Origin of the sequence: Mycobacterium sp. 012931, from assembly GCF_000419295.1 — a bacterium.
Lineage (GTDB): Bacteria > Actinomycetota > Actinomycetes > Mycobacteriales > Mycobacteriaceae > Mycobacterium > Mycobacterium marinum.
Genome location: NZ_AOPX01000001.1, coordinates 4,817,593 through 4,834,032 on the forward strand (window position 1 = coordinate 4,817,593; position 16,440 = coordinate 4,834,032).

Annotated in this window: 12 protein-coding genes and 2 pseudogenes; 10 read left to right on the forward strand and 4 right to left on the reverse strand. The window is 65.9% G+C overall.

Going from position 1 to position 16,440, the window contains the following annotated elements; translation table 11 throughout:
* Positions 1-846: 846 nt before the first annotated feature.
* Positions 847-2,130, reverse strand: a complete 1,284-nt coding sequence (locus MMSP_RS21180) for an MFS transporter (protein ID WP_020788275.1) — start codon at positions 2,128-2,130, stop codon at positions 847-849.
* Positions 2,131-2,785: 655 nt separating this feature from the next.
* On the opposite strand from MMSP_RS21180, the gene MMSP_RS28965 reads away from it, so the two are divergent.
* A complete protein-coding gene (locus MMSP_RS28965; protein WP_223161204.1) occupies positions 2,786-3,193 on the forward strand; it encodes a hypothetical protein in 408 nt (135 codons plus the stop codon).
* A gap of 156 nt (positions 3,194-3,349) precedes the next feature.
* Here MMSP_RS28965 and MMSP_RS21185 read toward each other — a convergent pair whose 3' ends face one another.
* The 3 genes and pseudogenes from MMSP_RS21185 to MMSP_RS29960 form a co-directional block, all read right to left on the reverse strand.
* A complete protein-coding gene (locus tag MMSP_RS21185) occupies positions 3,350-4,531 on the reverse strand; it encodes a PPE family protein (protein ID WP_020788278.1) in 1,182 nt (393 codons plus the stop codon).
* A gap of 39 nt (positions 4,532-4,570) precedes the next feature.
* Positions 4,571-4,867: a PE family protein gene (locus MMSP_RS21190; RefSeq protein ID WP_036426832.1), complete on the reverse strand. Its 297-nt coding sequence runs from the start codon at positions 4,865-4,867 to the stop codon at positions 4,571-4,573.
* A gap of 800 nt (positions 4,868-5,667) precedes the next feature.
* Positions 5,668-6,663: pseudogene (locus tag MMSP_RS29960) on the reverse strand (PPE family protein); the annotation flags it as partial.
* Between the two features lie 419 nt (positions 6,664-7,082).
* Here MMSP_RS29960 and MMSP_RS21200 point away from each other — a divergent pair.
* The 9 genes and pseudogenes from MMSP_RS21200 to nuoI form a co-directional block, all read left to right on the forward strand.
* On the forward strand, positions 7,083-7,466 hold the full coding sequence (locus tag MMSP_RS21200) for an NADH-quinone oxidoreductase subunit A (RefSeq protein WP_020788282.1): 384 nt from the start codon (positions 7,083-7,085) through the stop codon (positions 7,464-7,466).
* Between the two features lie 8 nt (positions 7,467-7,474).
* Positions 7,475-8,029 (forward strand): NADH-quinone oxidoreductase subunit B family protein, encoded by a 555-nt coding sequence (locus MMSP_RS21205; protein ID WP_011740423.1) that lies wholly within the window; start codon positions 7,475-7,477, stop codon positions 8,027-8,029.
* Positions 8,026-8,742, forward strand: coding sequence for an NADH-quinone oxidoreductase subunit C (locus tag MMSP_RS21210; RefSeq protein WP_012393325.1), 717 nt, complete (start codon positions 8,026-8,028; stop codon positions 8,740-8,742). Before MMSP_RS21205 ends, MMSP_RS21210 begins: the two co-directional genes overlap by 4 nt.
* Positions 8,743-8,761: 19 nt before the next feature.
* The gene (gene nuoD / locus MMSP_RS21215; protein ID WP_020788283.1) at positions 8,762-10,060 is read left to right on the forward strand and encodes an NADH dehydrogenase (quinone) subunit D; all 1,299 of its coding nucleotides are present in this window, start codon (positions 8,762-8,764) and stop codon (positions 10,058-10,060) included.
* Positions 10,057-10,812: an NADH-quinone oxidoreductase subunit NuoE gene (gene nuoE, locus MMSP_RS21220; RefSeq protein ID WP_011740426.1), complete on the forward strand. Its 756-nt coding sequence runs from the start codon at positions 10,057-10,059 to the stop codon at positions 10,810-10,812. The genes nuoD and nuoE overlap by 4 nt, the downstream gene beginning before the upstream one ends.
* A complete protein-coding gene (gene nuoF, locus MMSP_RS21225) occupies positions 10,812-12,158 on the forward strand; it encodes an NADH-quinone oxidoreductase subunit NuoF (RefSeq protein WP_020788284.1) in 1,347 nt (448 codons plus the stop codon). The genes nuoE and nuoF overlap by 1 nt, the downstream gene beginning before the upstream one ends.
* Entirely contained in the window at positions 12,155-14,641 is a 2,487-nt protein-coding gene (locus MMSP_RS21230) for an NADH-quinone oxidoreductase subunit G (protein ID WP_020788285.1), read from the forward strand. The genes nuoF and MMSP_RS21230 overlap by 4 nt, the downstream gene beginning before the upstream one ends.
* Positions 14,622-15,896: an NADH-quinone oxidoreductase subunit NuoH gene (gene nuoH / locus MMSP_RS21235; protein WP_011740429.1), complete on the forward strand. Its 1,275-nt coding sequence runs from the start codon at positions 14,622-14,624 to the stop codon at positions 15,894-15,896. Before MMSP_RS21230 ends, nuoH begins: the two co-directional genes overlap by 20 nt.
* Positions 15,871-16,434: pseudogene (gene nuoI, locus MMSP_RS21240) on the forward strand (NADH-quinone oxidoreductase subunit NuoI); the annotation flags it as partial. The gene nuoH and the pseudogene nuoI, both read left to right, overlap by 26 nt.
* Between the last annotated feature and the right edge of the window lie 6 nt (positions 16,435-16,440).

Genomic DNA, 16,440 nt, shown 5'->3' on the forward strand with positions numbered 1-16,440 from the left:
GCCGATTGGCTCTAGTCTTCAAATTGTCAACCATAGATGACAGTTAGGTGGTGAGGATTCCACAACCTGGCATGCAACGACCGGCTCTCCCGGCCACCCATGTCAACAAGCCCGAGTTCTTCAGCGTCGACAGCGCGAGCTTTGTTGGGGAAGCCCCTGCCACCCAGAAAGGAAAGTGAAATGTCAAAGATTCGCACCTTGTCGGCAGGTGTTCTGTGTGCAGTTGGCTTAGCGCTGACGGGAGCCGTGGTGGCACCCGCAGTGGCGTTCGCGGACCCGGGCCCAGCGGCCCCCGTCCACCCGGGGCCGGCCGCCGCGCCCCATCCAGGTCCGGGCGCCCCGGGAGACCCGATGCATCCGGAACCGGGAGTTCCGATGCATCCCGTCCCTCCCCCCACTCACCCGATCTACCACTACGGCGATGACATGACCCACCCGGTCTGGTCTGTCACGCACCCGGTCTGGGCGCTGGCCCCCTAATTGCCGCCTAGTCGGCATCGATGTTCTGCCCCGGTCACTGCTAGCCCCAGTGGCCGGGGCAGAACCTTTTGCCGCGAATGGTGAAGACGTTGGCGGGCTTGCTAATCAGCGTCAATTCCGATTCCGGACACCTCCCCCGCCGGTGAAATGACCCCGTACGGTATCATGACGTTCCAACCTCCACTCGAACTGGCGCCGGCCGACCATCATGGGGCGCTCGGATCCACCGAACTGCTTACCCTGCAGGCGAATTCATTGAAGTGGAGACCGGCGCCCGGCGGGCCCGCGATCCCGTGGTCCACGCCAAGGTCCGGGTTGTGTTTGGCAACGGCCCGTCCCGCCGCGCCGCCGGGACGGGCGCCGCAACTAGGCGGCGGTCAGTGGGGCGCCGGCGGTCTCGGGGAGCAGATAGGTGCACAGCAGGCTGGCGGCCACCAGTGCGGTCACCATCAGGCCGACCGCGGAGCTGCCATAGCTGGCCAGCAGGGTACCGGCGATCAATGGCGGCGCGGCGCCCCCAACGATGCCCGCCACGTTGAGCGCCAGGGCCGTGCCGGTGTAGCGGTAGCGGGTAGCGAACAGTTCCGGGATAAGCGAGGCTGCAGGCCCAAATCCACTGGCGGCCACGGCATACAGCCCCAGCAGCGCCACCGTGAACCCGACGGTATCGCCAGAGCCGATCAGCGGCATTACCAGCGGCGACCAGAAAAGGCCCACTGCCCAGCCGACCAGCATGACGCGCCGGCGCCCGAAGCGATCGCACAGAATGGCAGAAAGTGCGACAAAACCGATGCAGACCAGCCCGCCCAGCACACCGATCAGCAAGACGAGGTTTCGCGAATACCCCAGGTGCAGTTGCGCGTAGGAAGGCAGGAAGGTGCTGGCCAGATACAGGCACCCGAAGGCCGCCAGCATGGCGCCCGCGGCCAGCACTATCTCACGGCGTTGCCGGCACAACACCGCCGCCAGCGGTGCCCGCGCGGCGGCGGTTGATTCCTGATCATCGGCCTGCGCCATCGCACGAGCGAATACCGGGGTCTCGTTGATCTCCAAGCGGACGTACAGGGCGAAGGCGATCAGTAGCGCGCTCAACAGAAAAGGGACACGCCAGCCCCACTGCAGAAACGCCGAACTGCTCTCTCCGATGGTGTAGTTCACCCCGAGAAAGGTCAGACCGCTCACCACAAGCGCAACACCGCCACCGAGCACGGTGAACATGCCGTAGTACCCGCGCTTGTGCGCTGGCGCGGACTCGATACTCAGCAGCGCCGAACCAGCCCATTCGCCGCCGACGGCAAAACCCTGAAGCAACCGTAAGGCGACCAGGATCAGCGGGGCGGACACCCCGATGGTTGCCGTGCTGGGCACCACCCCCACCGTCACCGTCGATAGGGCCATGATCAAAAGGGTGGCAACGAGAGTCTTCTTACGCCCCAGCCGGTCCCCAAAATGCCCGAAGACGGCCGCGCCGAGCGGCCGGGACAGAAACGCCGTGGCAAAAGTCCCCATCGATGCGATGGTCGCCAGGGCTGGACTGAGACCGGGGTAGAAGACCGCCGGAAAGACCAGCGCCGCAGCCGTGCCGTAAATGCAGAAGTCGTAGTACTCGACTGTTGAACCGACGACACAGGCGAGGGCGACCCGACTCATGGGTGTTGCTCCCGAGCTGGGGTCACCGGTCCCGCCGCCGGCCGTCGCGAGGCCAGCTGCATCCACAGTTGCGTACACAGCGACGACGATATGCCGCGACTAGGAGCTTAATCCGTTCTCACGCCGTGAGTTTACTGCCAACATGCTGGACGGTATGCGCCCGCGCCACCAGCTCGCGCCGCAGCTCGTCACGCATCCCGACCCGAAATGCCCTACCCTCCTTGTTAATTAGCTGCGCTCACCAAGATTCGAATCCCGGTCGATCAGCGGGTGTGCTCGCGCCCGATTCCACACCCGGGCGTCCGCCAACCGGCGGCTCGAGCCGCACCAAGCGCCACCCGCAAACTTCCCGACCCTCCGGAATTCCGTTGCCCCCTAGCCTGTTACGACTCGAATCCAAATGACGCGGGCGAGTCCGCCACCACACCGTCGGCGACACCCGACGCCGCATGATTCGCCGACCGACCAACCCACCTGTCAATCACAGTTGACAATGATGGAAAACGGTCTTACTCTCAGATTGTCAACCACATATGACGATCATCGGGTTCGCGGTGACCTCAACACGGCGATGCAGCCATTGGGCCCGAGTTCTTCGGTGTCGACAACACGGGCTCCGTTGAGCCAAACACCCCAGCCCGGAAAGGAGTGGGAAATGTTGAGAATTCGCACCCTGTCGGCGGGTGTCCTGTGCGCCCTGGGCCTCTCTTTTGCAGGGGTACTGGTGGGACCGGCCATCGCCTCCGCTGCCCCCGGGAACCTGGGGCCGATACACCCCGGCGGAGGACAAATCCACCCCGGCGCGAGTCTCGTGCACCCGGGCGAGGGCCCGCTGTGTCCCGGCGAAGGCCCGCTGCACCCGGGCGAAGGCCCGCTACGCCCTGGCGAAGGCCCGTGGCGACTGGGTGAAGGCCCCTGGCGCGAAGGCGAAGGCCCCTGGCGCGAAGGCGAAGGCCAGTGGCGCGAGTTGTCGCCGCAGAACCACCCGATCTACCACTACGGCAATGACGTGACCCACCCCGTTTGGTCTGCCGCCCACCCGGTCTGGGCGCTTGCCCCCTAGTCCTTTGATCTAACTGGCACACTGCCCCCGGCCATCGCTTAATGGCCGGGGGCAGACCCCGTTGGCCGGCCGGGTGACCATCCCGACATAGGCCGCCAAGTCGGCAGGGCCGCAATGTTCGCCGGCAGCCGGCACATCACGAACCCGCCATCGGCACTATCCCGCGGCTGGAGGGCATGGTATCACATAGGCCTTGGGCGTGACTCGCAGCACACCGCTAACGCCGTTGCCCCCGTTGCCGGCCAGCTGCCCAAATGGCATGCCGGGCAGCGGGGCCCCGTGAGCGCCCTCAACAGCACCGGTTACCGGCGAGATCGGCAACGCCCGGGCCGCCGGGACAACCGACTGGTTTGCTTCGGCCCATGCCTGCGGCACCTTCAGTCCGCCAACCGACAGCGCCAGGCCTACGCCGCCCTGTGGCGCCCAACCCCCGATCCCCGCGGGACCTCCCCCGCCAACCATCGACACCGCGTTCCTAGCCGCGTGTTCGACCGCGGTTTCGGCAGCCTTGCTAGCCGAAGGAATGAAACCCTTGACGCTATCGCCCATGGTCTTGAAGATCGATGCGCCTGAGTTCGCCATCGACAAGTGGGTGTTTTCCATCCCCACGATGGTGCTGAGGTTCGACAAGGAAAAGCTCGAAGTAACGCTTTGAAGCAGCGACTTCGGTGCGGTCGCGGTCGACGCCCCTTGCGGAGCAGGCGCGGCGAGCTGTTGCAGGGCTTGGGGAACGTTGGACATCAGCTGGCCGGCCGCGGCGGAATCGATGGCCTGACCGACGGCGGCGGTCTGGTTGACGAGCCCACCAGCGTTGGCAACTTCCGGAGCCTCTTCAAACGGCGTCAGCGTCTCGGCTAGCATCGCGGCCGAACCCGCGTAGCCATACATCGCGGCGGCGTCCTGGGCCCACATCTCGCCGTACTCAGCCTCGGTAGTCGCGATCGCCGGGGTGTTCTGGCCGAAGATATTGGTTGCGATCAGCGTGACCAATTGAAGGCGGTTTTCGAGGATCAACGCCGGGGGCACCGTGGCCGCGAACGCGGACTCGTAGGCCACCGCCGCTCCCCTGGCCTGGTTGGCCGCGAGTTCGGCCTGCGTGGCGGTGGCACCGAGCCACGCGACATATGGCGCGGCGGCGGCCCCCATCAAACTTGCCGACGCGCCCACCCACTGCCCAAACGCCAGCCCCCAGATCACCGATTGGCAGGAGGACGCGGCGCTGTACAGATCGACGGCCACGCTGTCCCACGCCTCAGCGGCGACCAGGATCGAGCCCGAACCCGCGCCGGCGTACATCTTGGCGGAATTGATCTCCGGTGGTAGCGAACCGAAATCCATCAATGTCTGTCCCTCTCCTCGAATGTCGTCAGGTCAGGTCTATTGAGATGCCACGGCGTTGGCGGTTTCGGTGCTCAGGTACGAGGCGGCACTGGTCGCCAACGTGGCCCCGAAATGCTCGTGAATCGCGGCCGCCTTCGCGCTCACCATCTGGTACATCGCCGCATGCGTCGCAAACTGCGTCGCAAGCAGTTCGGAAACCTCATCGGCGGCCGGCGGCAACACCCCGGTCATTGGAGCGGCGGCGGCATTCCCGGCGCTCAATGCCGCTCCGATAGACCCCAAGGTGCCTGCCGCCGCAGCCAACGCTTCGGGTCGAGCCGTAACAGAAGACACGTGCTTACCTCCTCGTGGAGCCGGGTGTTGGCCCGGCGGTACGGGTTATCGCTGAGCCGGCGTTGGCTCCCGTCCTCCGCCACTGGATGGGGGTTGGCGGTAACGAACTGACGACAATGCTTGCCAACTTGCGGCGCCCGGAATAGGTACATTCCCCCCGAACAGTGCGGACCGAAGGTGCACAATGCACCCGCCCGTCGGGCCCGAGGTGAATTGTTCTCAATTCACCGTTGCGCGCGGTGCAAATTGCACACAGCTATCGAGTGGAAGGTCACACCAGGGGTTCGGCCGGCGCAACGAGGTTGCGCACCACGCAGGGGTCTATCAGGTCGACGAACAAGAATTCGGGGGTGTACCGGGCTGCCCCGTTGGCCACTAGCCCGCGGCGACGGCGGGGTCTACCAGCGCTCGCCAGGCGCCGCGATTGCAGCAACAGCCCACCCAGCAAAAGGAATTACGTCCCAGACGCTCAACTCAAACGCCAGGGAACGCCGGAGCCCTGGCAATTCCCCGGCCACCGCCTCCGGCCGCAACGGCACCACGGTGTCCTCGGCAGCTGTCTGTTCGGCACCATCTTGTTGATCCTGCGTTGGCGCCGACCGCTTCGATTCCGTTCCGGCCGGCGAAGAACGCAGCGGCGACGCGGGAATTCCGGTAGTACCGGTGGCCCGCGTTGCCTGAGGCTTCGATCCCGGTGCGGCCGCCGCGGCAATGCCGGGATCCGCCGTCGGCAAAACCGCCATTTGCGGTACCGGCGCTTCGACTTCCTCCGGCGCCGGAGCCGCTGCCTCGGGTTCTGGAGCCGCGGGGGCGGTCTCTCGGACCGGCGGGCCGGCGTTCACCGGCCCGGATTGACCACCACCGGCCGCCATCGCGGCGCGGGCGGCAGCCATGCCAGCGATCGGCATGGCCATGGCTCCCATCCCGGGAGTCGCCGCGCCGGCACTGGCGGCCATTCCGCCACCGCCACCGCCGACACCGCTACTCGCGCCATCGACGACACCGCCCGGGGCCCCCATGGCACCGGAATCTGCGCCGCCCCCACCACTGGCGTAACCGCCCGCACCAACCAAACCGGCACCTCCGGCACCGCCACCAGCAACAACGCTGGAGCTGGCGTCACCACCAGCATTGGCGCCGGCGGTGTCGCTGCCCGCACCCGCGCCACCTTGGCTCCCAGGGCTCCCAGCGGCGCCGCCCACCATCCCGGACCCGCCGGCAAAGCCACTACCGGCACCGGCACCGCCCGCCAGGCCGGAGGCAAGCCCCGGCAAGCCCTTCAGCACGGATTGCCACGGCACCACTTACGCCGCCACCGCCGACACCCCGGAGTAGTACCCGGACATCGCCGCAACGTCGGCGGCCCACATCTCTTCGTAGATGGACTCGGCAGCCGCTATCGCCGGTGCGTTCTGACCGAACAGATTCGACATCACCAGCTGCACGAATGCATTGCGGTTGGCCGATATCGATGTCGGAAGCACCGTTGCGGCCTGCGCCGCCTCGAACATGCTTGCCACGGCCCGGGCGTTGCCCGCCGCTCCAGCCGATTGCGCCGCGGCCGCGGCCAACCAGCCCGCGTACGGCGCCGCCGCCGAGGCCATCGCCATCGCCGCCGAACCCTGCCAGGCCTGACCCGCCAACCCTGCGGTCACCGAAGCAAACGATTGCGCCGCGGTGCTCAGCTCCTCGGCAAGCCCCTGCCAGGCCGCGGCCGCCTCCAGCATCGGCGCTGTGCCAGCACCAATAAACATTCGCTGAGAATTGATCTCCGGTGGCAGCACAAAGAAACTCACGGCATCAATCCTCCCAGATCGCGGGGCAGTATTGCACTGCCTTTCGCGAACTCCCCAGCGACAACCCGCCAGCAGCAAACATTAGCAACAAGTGGTGCCAGTTATCCGACGGTTTACCTGACTTTCATAGGAATCCGCACCGGCACTCGACGGCAACCAGCTACGTCAATCGGCGGCAATCGCCGATGCCGCGACCCCGCGCTGACCCTGGCCGCTCATCACCGTGACCAGCAAGCCAGGCGCGACGCGGCCGCGCATCCTGGGGATGTCCACCAGGTTGACCCCCCGGCAGGTAGCCCCGCCGAAGCGCGACTATGTTGAAGGTCACTGTGACGGCCCACACGCCCGGTCCGTCACAGCAGCCCAGTCAGCCGCCCGGCCGCCGTGCTGGCGGCCCGTACGACGGATCATGGAGCGACTTGAACGCTTACATACCCATCCTGGTACTGGCGACGCTCGCCGCCGGCTTCGCCGTGGTCTCGGTTGTGATCGCAAGCCTGGTCGGACCGACCCGCTTCAACCGGTCGAAACTTGCCGCCTACGAATGCGGAATCGAACCCACCGAGGCGCAAGCCGGGGCCAGCGGCCGCGGAACAGCGAGCGGGCAGCGGTTCCCGATGAAGTATTACCTGACCGCAATGTTGTTTATCGTCTTCGACATCGAAATCGTGTTCCTCTATCCATGGGCAGTCAGCTTCGATGTACTGGGGACGTTTGCTCTAGTTGAGATGGCGATATTCATGCTCACGGTGTTCGTGGCGTACGCATACGTGTGGCGCCGCGGGGGCCTGACGTGGGATTGAGGTAGGTCGTGGGACTGGAAGAACAGCTACCCGGCGGAATCCTGTTGTCGACAGTCGAGAAAGTAGCGGGCTATGTCCGCAAGAACTCACTGTGGCCGGCAACGTTCGGGCTGGCATGCTGCGCAATCGAGATGATGGCAACCGCGGGGCCGAGGTTCGACATCGCCCGGTTTGGGATGGAGCGGTTTTCGGCGACGCCACGCCAAGCGGACCTGATGATTGTGGCGGGGCGGGTCAGCCAGAAGATGGCGCCGGTGCTGCGCCAGATCTACGACCAGATGGCCGAGCCGAAATGGGTTCTGGCCATGGGCGTGTGCGCATCGTCGGGCGGGATGTTCAACAACTACGCGATCGTGCAAGGCGTGGACCACGTTGTTCCGGTCGACATCTACCTGCCCGGCTGTCCACCCCGTCCGGAAATGCTGTTGCACGCAATCCTCAAGCTGCACGAGAAGATTCAGGAAATGCCGCTGGGCGTCAACCGGGAACGCGCCATCGCCGAAGCCGAAGAGGCGGCGATGTTGGCCAGGCCCACTATCGAGATGCGTGGATTGCTGCGATGAGCTCGCCAGACCAGAACCCATCAGACGCAGCGGGCCAAACCGGCTCCTCCAATGAAGAAGTGGTCGACGTGCGTCGCGGCATGTTCGGCGTCAAAGGCACCGGCGACACCTCCGGATACGGGCGACTGGTGCGCGAGATCGTGCTGCCGGGCAGTAGCCCCCGCCCGTACGGCTTCTACTTCGACGAGATCGCCGATCGCCTGGCCGAGGCGCTGAACCGCGACGGCGTCGAATTCGAGGATGCCATAGAGAAAGTCGTGGTCTATCGCAACGAGTTGACCCTGCACGTTCGCCGCGAGGCCCTACTGCGAGTCGCACAGTCCCTCCGCGACGAGCCGGAATTGCGCTTTGAGCTGTGCCTGGGAGTCAACGGGGTGCACTACCCGCATGAGACCGGCCGCGAACTACACGCGGTTTACCCGCTGCAATCGATCACCCACAACCGTCGCCTGCGGCTGGAAGTGTCTGCCCCCGACAGCGATCCGCATATCCCGTCGCTATACGCCGTCTACCCGACCAACGATTGGCACGAGCGCGAGACATACGACTTCTTCGGCATCATCTTCGACGGGCATCCCTCGCTGACGCGAATCGAGATGCCTGACGACTGGCAGGGGCACCCACAGCGCAAGGACTATCCACTCGGCGGCATCCCGGTCGAATACAAGGGCGCGCAGATACCCCCGCCCGACGAGCGAAGGGGTTACAACTGATGACGAAACAAGAAGAGAAATGACCGACACCGAAACCGTGCTGGTCGCGGGCGGACAGGACTGGAACGAGATCGTCGAGGCCGCCCGCGGCGCCGACCCCGGGGAACGCATCGTCGTCAACATGGGGCCCCAGCACCCTTCCACCCATGGGGTGCTTCGGCTGATCCTCGAGATCGAGGGTGAAACCGTCACCGAGGTCCGGTGCGGAATCGGCTACCTGCACACCGGAATCGAGAAGAACCTCGAATACCGGTACTGGACTCAGGGCGTCACCTTCGTGACCCGGATGGACTACCTGTCGCCGTTCTTCAACGAGACCGCCTACTGTCTGGGTGTCGAGAAACTCCTGGGCATCACCGACGAGATTCCCGAGCGGGTCAACGTCATCCGGGTGATGATGATGGAGCTCAACCGGATCTCCTCGCACTTGGTCGCATTGGCCACCGGCGGCATGGAATTGGGTGCCATGACACCGATGTTCGTCGGTTTCCGGGCCCGCGAGATCATTCTCAGCCTGTTCGAGTCGATCACCGGCCTGCGGATGAACAGCGCCTACATCCGGCCCGGCGGTGTGGCACAGAACCTGCCACCGGATGGGCCTACCGAGATCGCCAAAGCCATTGCAGATCTTCGCCAGCCGCTGCGCGAGATGGGGGATCTGCTCAACGAAAACGCCATCTGGAAGGCGCGCACCCAGGACGTCGGCTACCTGGATCTGGCCGGATGCATGGCCCTGGGCATCACCGGCCCGATCCTGCGATCCACGGGGCTGCCCCACGATCTGCGCAAGAGCGAGCCCTATTGCGGCTATGAGAACTACGAGTTCGACGTGATCACCGCTGACGGTTGCGATGCCTACGGCCGCTACATGATTCGTGTCAAAGAGATGTGGGAATCGATCAAGATCGTCGAGCAGTGTCTGGACAGGCTGCGGCCCGGGCCGACCATGATCGAGGACCGCAAACTGGCGTGGCCGGCCGATTTGAAGATGGGGCCCGACGGCATGGGCAACTCACCCGAACACATCGCCAAGATCATGGGTAGTTCGATGGAAGCCCTGATCCACCACTTCAAGCTGGTCACCGAGGGGATCCGGGTGCCGGCCGGTCAGGTGTATGTGGCCGTGGAATCACCGCGCGGCGAGCTCGGCGTGCACATGGTCAGCGATGGCGGCACCCGCCCCTACCGCGTGCACTACCGCGACCCCTCATTCACCAACCTGCAAGCGGTTGCAGCAATGTCCGAAGGCGGGATGGTTGCCGACTTGATTACCGCGGTCGCCAGCATCGATCCCGTGATGGGAGGGGTGGATCGGTGAACGCGCCACAGAGTCAGCCGGTATTCGTCCGGCTCGGACCGCCACCCGAGGAGCCCAACCAATTCACGGTTGAGGGCGCCCCGCAGGCCTACCCGCCGGATGCGCTGGCACGGCTGGAGATCGAAGCCAAGGAGATCATCGGCCGCTATCCCGACCAGCGCTCCGCGCTGCTGCCGTTGCTGCACCTGGTGCAGGGCGAGGACTCCTACCTGACCCCCGCGGGCCTGCAGTTCTGCGCAAATCAGTTGGGCCTGACCGGAGCCGAGGTTTCGGCGGTGGCCAGCTTCTACACCATGTATCGCCGTGGGCCGACCGGCGAATACCTGGTCGGCGTCTGCACCAACACCCTGTGCGCGGTGATGGGCGGCGACGCAATCTTTGAGACCCTCAAAGACCACCTCGGCGTCGGCAACGACGAGACCACCTCCGATGGCTCGGTCACCTTGGGGCACATCGAATGCAACGCGGCCTGCGACTACGCGCCGGTGGTGATGGTCAACTGGGAATTCTTTGACAACCAGACACCGGAATCGGCGCGCGAACTCGTTGACTCGCTGCGCTCGGGCGAACCGATCGCGCCTACCCGGGGCGCTCCGCTGTGCGGCTTCCGCCAGACATCGCGCATTCTGGCCGGCTTGCCCGACACCCGGCCCGACCAGGGCCAGGGCGGTGCGGGTGCCGCGACATTAGCCGGACTGCGGGTGGCGCAAGACAACGACATGCAGGCACCGCCGGCACCTGGAGGGCAGTGATGACTTCCCAGGCAACACCTTTGACGCCGGTCATCAGTCGTTACTGGGACGACCCCGAGTCGTGGACGCTGGCCACCTACCGTCGCCACGACGGGTACCGGGCGTTGGAGAAGGCCCTGGCCATGGGGCCCGACGCGGTGATCGGAACGGTGAAGGACTCGGGTCTGCGCGGACGCGGCGGCGCCGGCTTCTCCACCGGCACCAAGTGGTCGTTCATTCCGCAGGGCGATGCCGGTCCCGCGGCCAAGCCCCACTATTTGGTGGTCAACGCCGACGAGTCCGAACCCGGCACGTGCAAAGACATTCCGCTGATGCTGGCCACACCGCACGTGCTCGTCGAGGGCGTCATCATCGCCGCCTACGCGATCCGGGCCAGCCACGCGTTCATCTACGTGCGTGGCGAGGTGCTGCCGGTGTTGCGCCGCCTGCAGAACGCGGTGGCCGAGGCATACGCCGCGGGCCTGTTGGGCCGCAACATCAATGGCTCCGGATTCGATCTGGAACTGGTGGTCCACGCCGGCGCGGGTGCCTACATCTGCGGCGAGGAGACCGCGCTGCTGGATTCGCTCGAGGGCCGGCGCGGTCAGCCACGCCTGCGGCCCCCCTTCCCCGCGGTTGCCGGGCTCTACGGCTGCCCGACGGTGATCAACAACGTCGAAACGATCGCCAGCGTCCCGTCCATCATCCTCAACGGCGTCGACTGGTTCCGCTCGATGGGCAGCGAGAAGTCGCCCGGCTTCACCCTGTATTCGCTGTCCGGCCATGTCACCCGGCCCGGACAGTACGAGGCCCCGCTGGGGATTACCCTGCGCGAATTGCTCGACTACGCCGGCGGGATACGGGCCGGGCACCAACTGAAGTTCTGGACGCCGGGCGGATCGTCGACCCCATTGCTCACCGACGAGCACCTCGATGTGCCGCTGGACTACGAGGGCGTCGGCGGCGTGGGGTCCATGCTGGGCACCAAAGCGTTGGAGATCTTCGACGAGACCACCTGTGTGGTCCGTGCGGTGCGGCGCTGGACCGAGTTCTACAAGCACGAATCATGCGGCAAATGCACCCCGTGCCGAGAAGGCACGTTCTGGCTGGACAAGATCTACGCGCGCCTCGAAACGGGCAAGGGCACCCGCGAGGATATCGACAAGTTGCTCGACATCTCGGATTCCATCTTGGGAAAGTCGTTCTGCGCCCTGGGTGACGGAGCTGCCAGCCCGGCGATGTCCTCGATCAAGCACTTCCAAGACGAGTACATCGCCCACGTCGAACAGGGCGGTTGCCCCTTCGATCCCCGGGACTCCATGCTCACAGCAGGCCGGAATACCGCGAAAGGGACTGGGCCACAATGACAAGTGCGGCCAATACCAAGACCGGCGACGGGGTGAGCCAGCCGGAGCTGGTGACGCTGACTATCGACGGTGCCGAAATCAGCGTTCCCAAAGGAACTTTGGTTATTCGGGCCGCCGAGCTCATGGGTATACAGATCCCACGGTTCTGTGATCACCCGCTGCTCGAGCCGGTCGGCGCGTGTCGGCAATGCCTGGTCGAGGTGGAGGGGCAGCGCAAGCCGTTGGCGTCGTGCACCACCGTCGCCACCGACGACATGGTGGTTCGCACCCAGCTCACGTCCGAGGCCGCCGACAAGGCACAGCACGGCGTGATGGAATTGCTGCTGATCAACCACCCCTTGGACTGCCCGATGTGCGACAAGGGTGGTGAATGCCCGCTGCAGAACCAGGCCATGTCCAACGGGCAGCCCGAGTCGCGGTTCACCGACGTCAAGCGCACCTTCCCCAAGCCGATCAACATCTCCGCGCAGGTGTTGCTGGACCGCGAACGCTGCATCCTGTGCGCCCGGTGCACCCGGTTCTCCAACCAGATTGCCGGGGACCCGTTCATCGACATGCAGGAGCGCGGCGCCCTGCAGCAAGTCGGCATCTATGCCGACGAACCGTTCGACTCCTACTTCTCGGGCAACACCGTGCAGATCTGCCCGGTGGGTGCGCTGACCGGGACCGCCTACCGGTTCCGGGCGCGCCCATTCGATCTGGTCTCGAGCCCCAGCGTCTGCGAGCACTGCGCATCGGGGTGTGCGCAACGCACCGACCATCGCCGCGGCAAAGTGCTGCGCCGGCTCGCCGGTGATGACCCTGAAGTCAACGAAGAGTGGAACTGCGACAAGGGCCGCTGGGCGTTCACCTACGCGACCCAGCCGGACGTCATCACCACTCCCCTGATCCGCGACACCGACGGCAACCTGGTCCCGGCATCGTGGTCGCACGCCATCGTGGCAGCGGCCCGGGGCCTGCAGGAAGCCCGCGGCCGCACCGGTGTGCTGGTCGGCGGCCGGGCCACCTGGGAGGATGCCTACGCCTACGCCAAGTTCGCGCGAATCACCCTGGACAGCAATGACATCGACTTCCGGGCCCGGCCGCACTCGGCCGAGGAGGCCGACTTCCTGGCCGCACGTATCGCGGGACGGCCGGTAACCGTCAGCTACGCCGACCTGGAATCCGCGCCGGTGGTGTTGCTGGTCGGGTTCGAGCCGGAAGACGAGTCGCCGATCGTGTTCTTGCGGCTGCGTAAGGCGGCGCGCAAAAACGGTCTTCCCGTTTACGCTCTCGCCCCGTTCGCCACCCGCGGCCTGCAGAAGATGTCGGGCCGGCTGATCAAGACCACTCCCGGCGCCGAGCCCGCGGCGCTGGACGCCCTGGCCACCGGCGAGCTAGGTGACCTGCTGGCGACGCCGGGCGCGGTCATCATGGTCGGCGAGCGCATGGCCACGGTGCCCGGTGGATTGTCCGCCGCGGCACGGTTGGCCGACAGCACCGGCGCCCGGCTGGCCTGGGTACCACGGCGGGCCGGGGAACGTGGCGCGCTGGAAGCCGGCGCGCTGCCCACGCTGCTGCCCGGCGGCCGTCCGCTGGCCGATGACACCGCCCGCTCGCAGGTTCGTGCGGCGTGGCACGTTTCCGACTTGCCGACCGCCCCTGGACGTGACGCGGCCGGCATCCTGGCCGCCGCCACCGACGGGGACCTGGACGCCCTCCTGGTGGGAGGCTTGGAGCCCGACGACTTCGCGGACCCTGACGCGGTGCTGGCCGCGCTGGACGCCGCCGGGTTCGTGGTCAGCCTGGAACTGCGGCACAGCCCCGTCACCGAGCGCGCCGACGTGGTGTTCCCGGTCGCGCCGACCACGCAGAAGTCCGGAGCGTTCGTCAACTGGGAGGGCCGCTACCGGGAATTCGAACCGTCGCTGCGGGGCAGCACCCAGCAAGCCGGCCAGTCAGATCACCGGGTCCTCGACGCGCTGGCCGATGAGATGGGCGTCTATCTAGGGATGTCGTCGGTCGAGTCGGCGCGCGAAGAGCTCGCGGCGCTGGGCAACTGGGATGGCAAGCACGCCGCCAGCCCCCATGTCACTGCCGCCGGTGCGGCCCAACCCGCGGCGGGTGAGGCCATCCTGACGGGCTGGCGGATGCTGCTCGACGCGGGGCGGTTGCAGGACGGCGAACCCCATCTGTCCGGCACCGCACGCCCACCGGTGGTGCGTCTGGCGGCAGAAACTGCCGCCGAGATCGGCGCCGCCGACGGCGACGCGGTGACCGTCAGCTCGTCACGTGGCTCGATCACCTTGCCGCTGAACATCACTGACATGCCCGAACGGGTGGTGTGGCTGCCCCTCAACTCGCCTGGTTCGGCGGTGTATCGCCAGCTGGGCGCGGGGATCGGCAGCGTCGTACGAATCGGCGCCGGCTCATGGCCCGCACCAGCGACGATGCAGAGCGAAGCGATGAACAGGAGTGGCGCCCATGACCGATTTCGGACATGACGTCTGGTGGCTGGTCGTCGCCAAGGCGATCGCCATCTTCGTGTTTCTCATGCTGACGGTGCTGGTGGCGATCTTGGCCGAACGCAAGTTGCTGGGCCGGATGCAATTGCGCCCCGGCCCAAACCGGGTGGGGCCCAAGGGCTCGCTGCAAAGCCTGGCCGACGGAATCAAGCTGGCGCTCAAAGAGAGCATCACCCCCGGCGGCATCGATCGATTCGTTTACTTTGTCGCCCCGATCATCTCGGTGATTCCCGCGTTCACCGCGTTCGCGTTCATCCCGTTCGGTCCGGTGGTGTCGGTGTTCGGGCATCGCACGCCGCTGCAGTTGACCGATCTGCCGGTGGCGGTGCTGTTCATCCTGGGCCTGTCGGCGATCGGGGTGTACGGCATCGTGCTCGGCGGCTGGGCATCCGGATCCACCTACCCGCTGCTGGGTGGGGTGCGTTCGACCGCACAGGTCATCTCCTACGAGGTGGCCATGGGGCTGTCGTTCGCGGCCGTGTTCCTCTATGCCGGCAGCATGTCGACCTCGCAGATCATCGCCGCACAGGATCGCGTCTGGTACATCTTCCTGCTGCTACCGTCGTTCGTGATCTACCTCATCTCGATGGTGGGCGAGACCAACCGGGCCCCCTTCGACCTGCCCGAGGCCGAGGGTGAGCTGGTGGCCGGTTTCCACACCGAGTACTCGTCGCTGAAGTTCGCGATGTTCATGCTCGCCGAATACGTCAACATGACAACGGTTTCGGCGCTGGCGGCCACGTTGTTCCTGGGCGGCTGGCACGCGCCATGGCCGTTGAACCTGTGGCACGGGGCCAACGCGGGCTGGTGGCCGGTGCTTTGGTTCACCGCCAAGGTGTGGGGATTTTTGTTCATGTACTTCTGGCTGCGCGCCACGCTCCCTCGGCTGCGCTACGACCAGTTCATGGCGCTGGGCTGGAAGCTGCTGATTCCCGTCTCGCTGGTGTGGGTGCTGATCGCGGCGGTGATCCGGACCCTGCGCAACCAGGGCTACCAATACTGGACACCGGCGCTGGTGGTCAGCAGCATCGTCGTGGCCGCAATCCTGGTGATGTCGCTACGAAAACCGTTCAGCACGCCCAACGCCGTGACAAAGGCCCGGCGGCGCGGCAAACAGCCGGCCGCCGGCCCCGACGAGCAAGGCGCCTTGGAACCGCTGTTCCCGACGCCGCCGCTGCCCATGAAGCCGCTGGCTCAGCCAGTTGGTGCGAGCAAGGAGAACGCCCGTGGCTAAATTCCTGGACTCCATTGCCGGATTCGGCGTGACCTTCGGGTCGATGTTCAAAAAGACGGTCACCGAGGAGTACCCGGAGAAGCCGGGTCCGGTAGCTCCCCGGTATCACGGCCGCCATCAGCTCAACCGCTACCCCGACGGCCTGGAGAAATGTATCGGTTGCGAGTTGTGCGCCTGGGCCTGCCCGGCTGACGCGATCTACGTCGAGGGCGCGGACAACACCGACGAGCAACGGTTTTCCCCGGGTGAACGCTACGGCCGGGTGTATCAGATCAACTACCTGCGCTGCATCGGTTGCGGTCTGTGCATCGAGGCTTGTCCGACCCGGGCGCTGACCATGACCAATGACTACGAGTTGGCCGACGACAACCGTGCCGACCTGATCTATGAGAAGGACCGGCTGCTGGCCCCGCTGCAGCCCGAGATGACCGCGCCGCCGCATCCCAGGGCTGCCGGCGCCACCGACAAGGACTACTACCTGGGCAACGTGACCGCCGAAGGCTTGCGCGAAACACAGAAAACCGGAGAGTCGCGGTGACTTCGA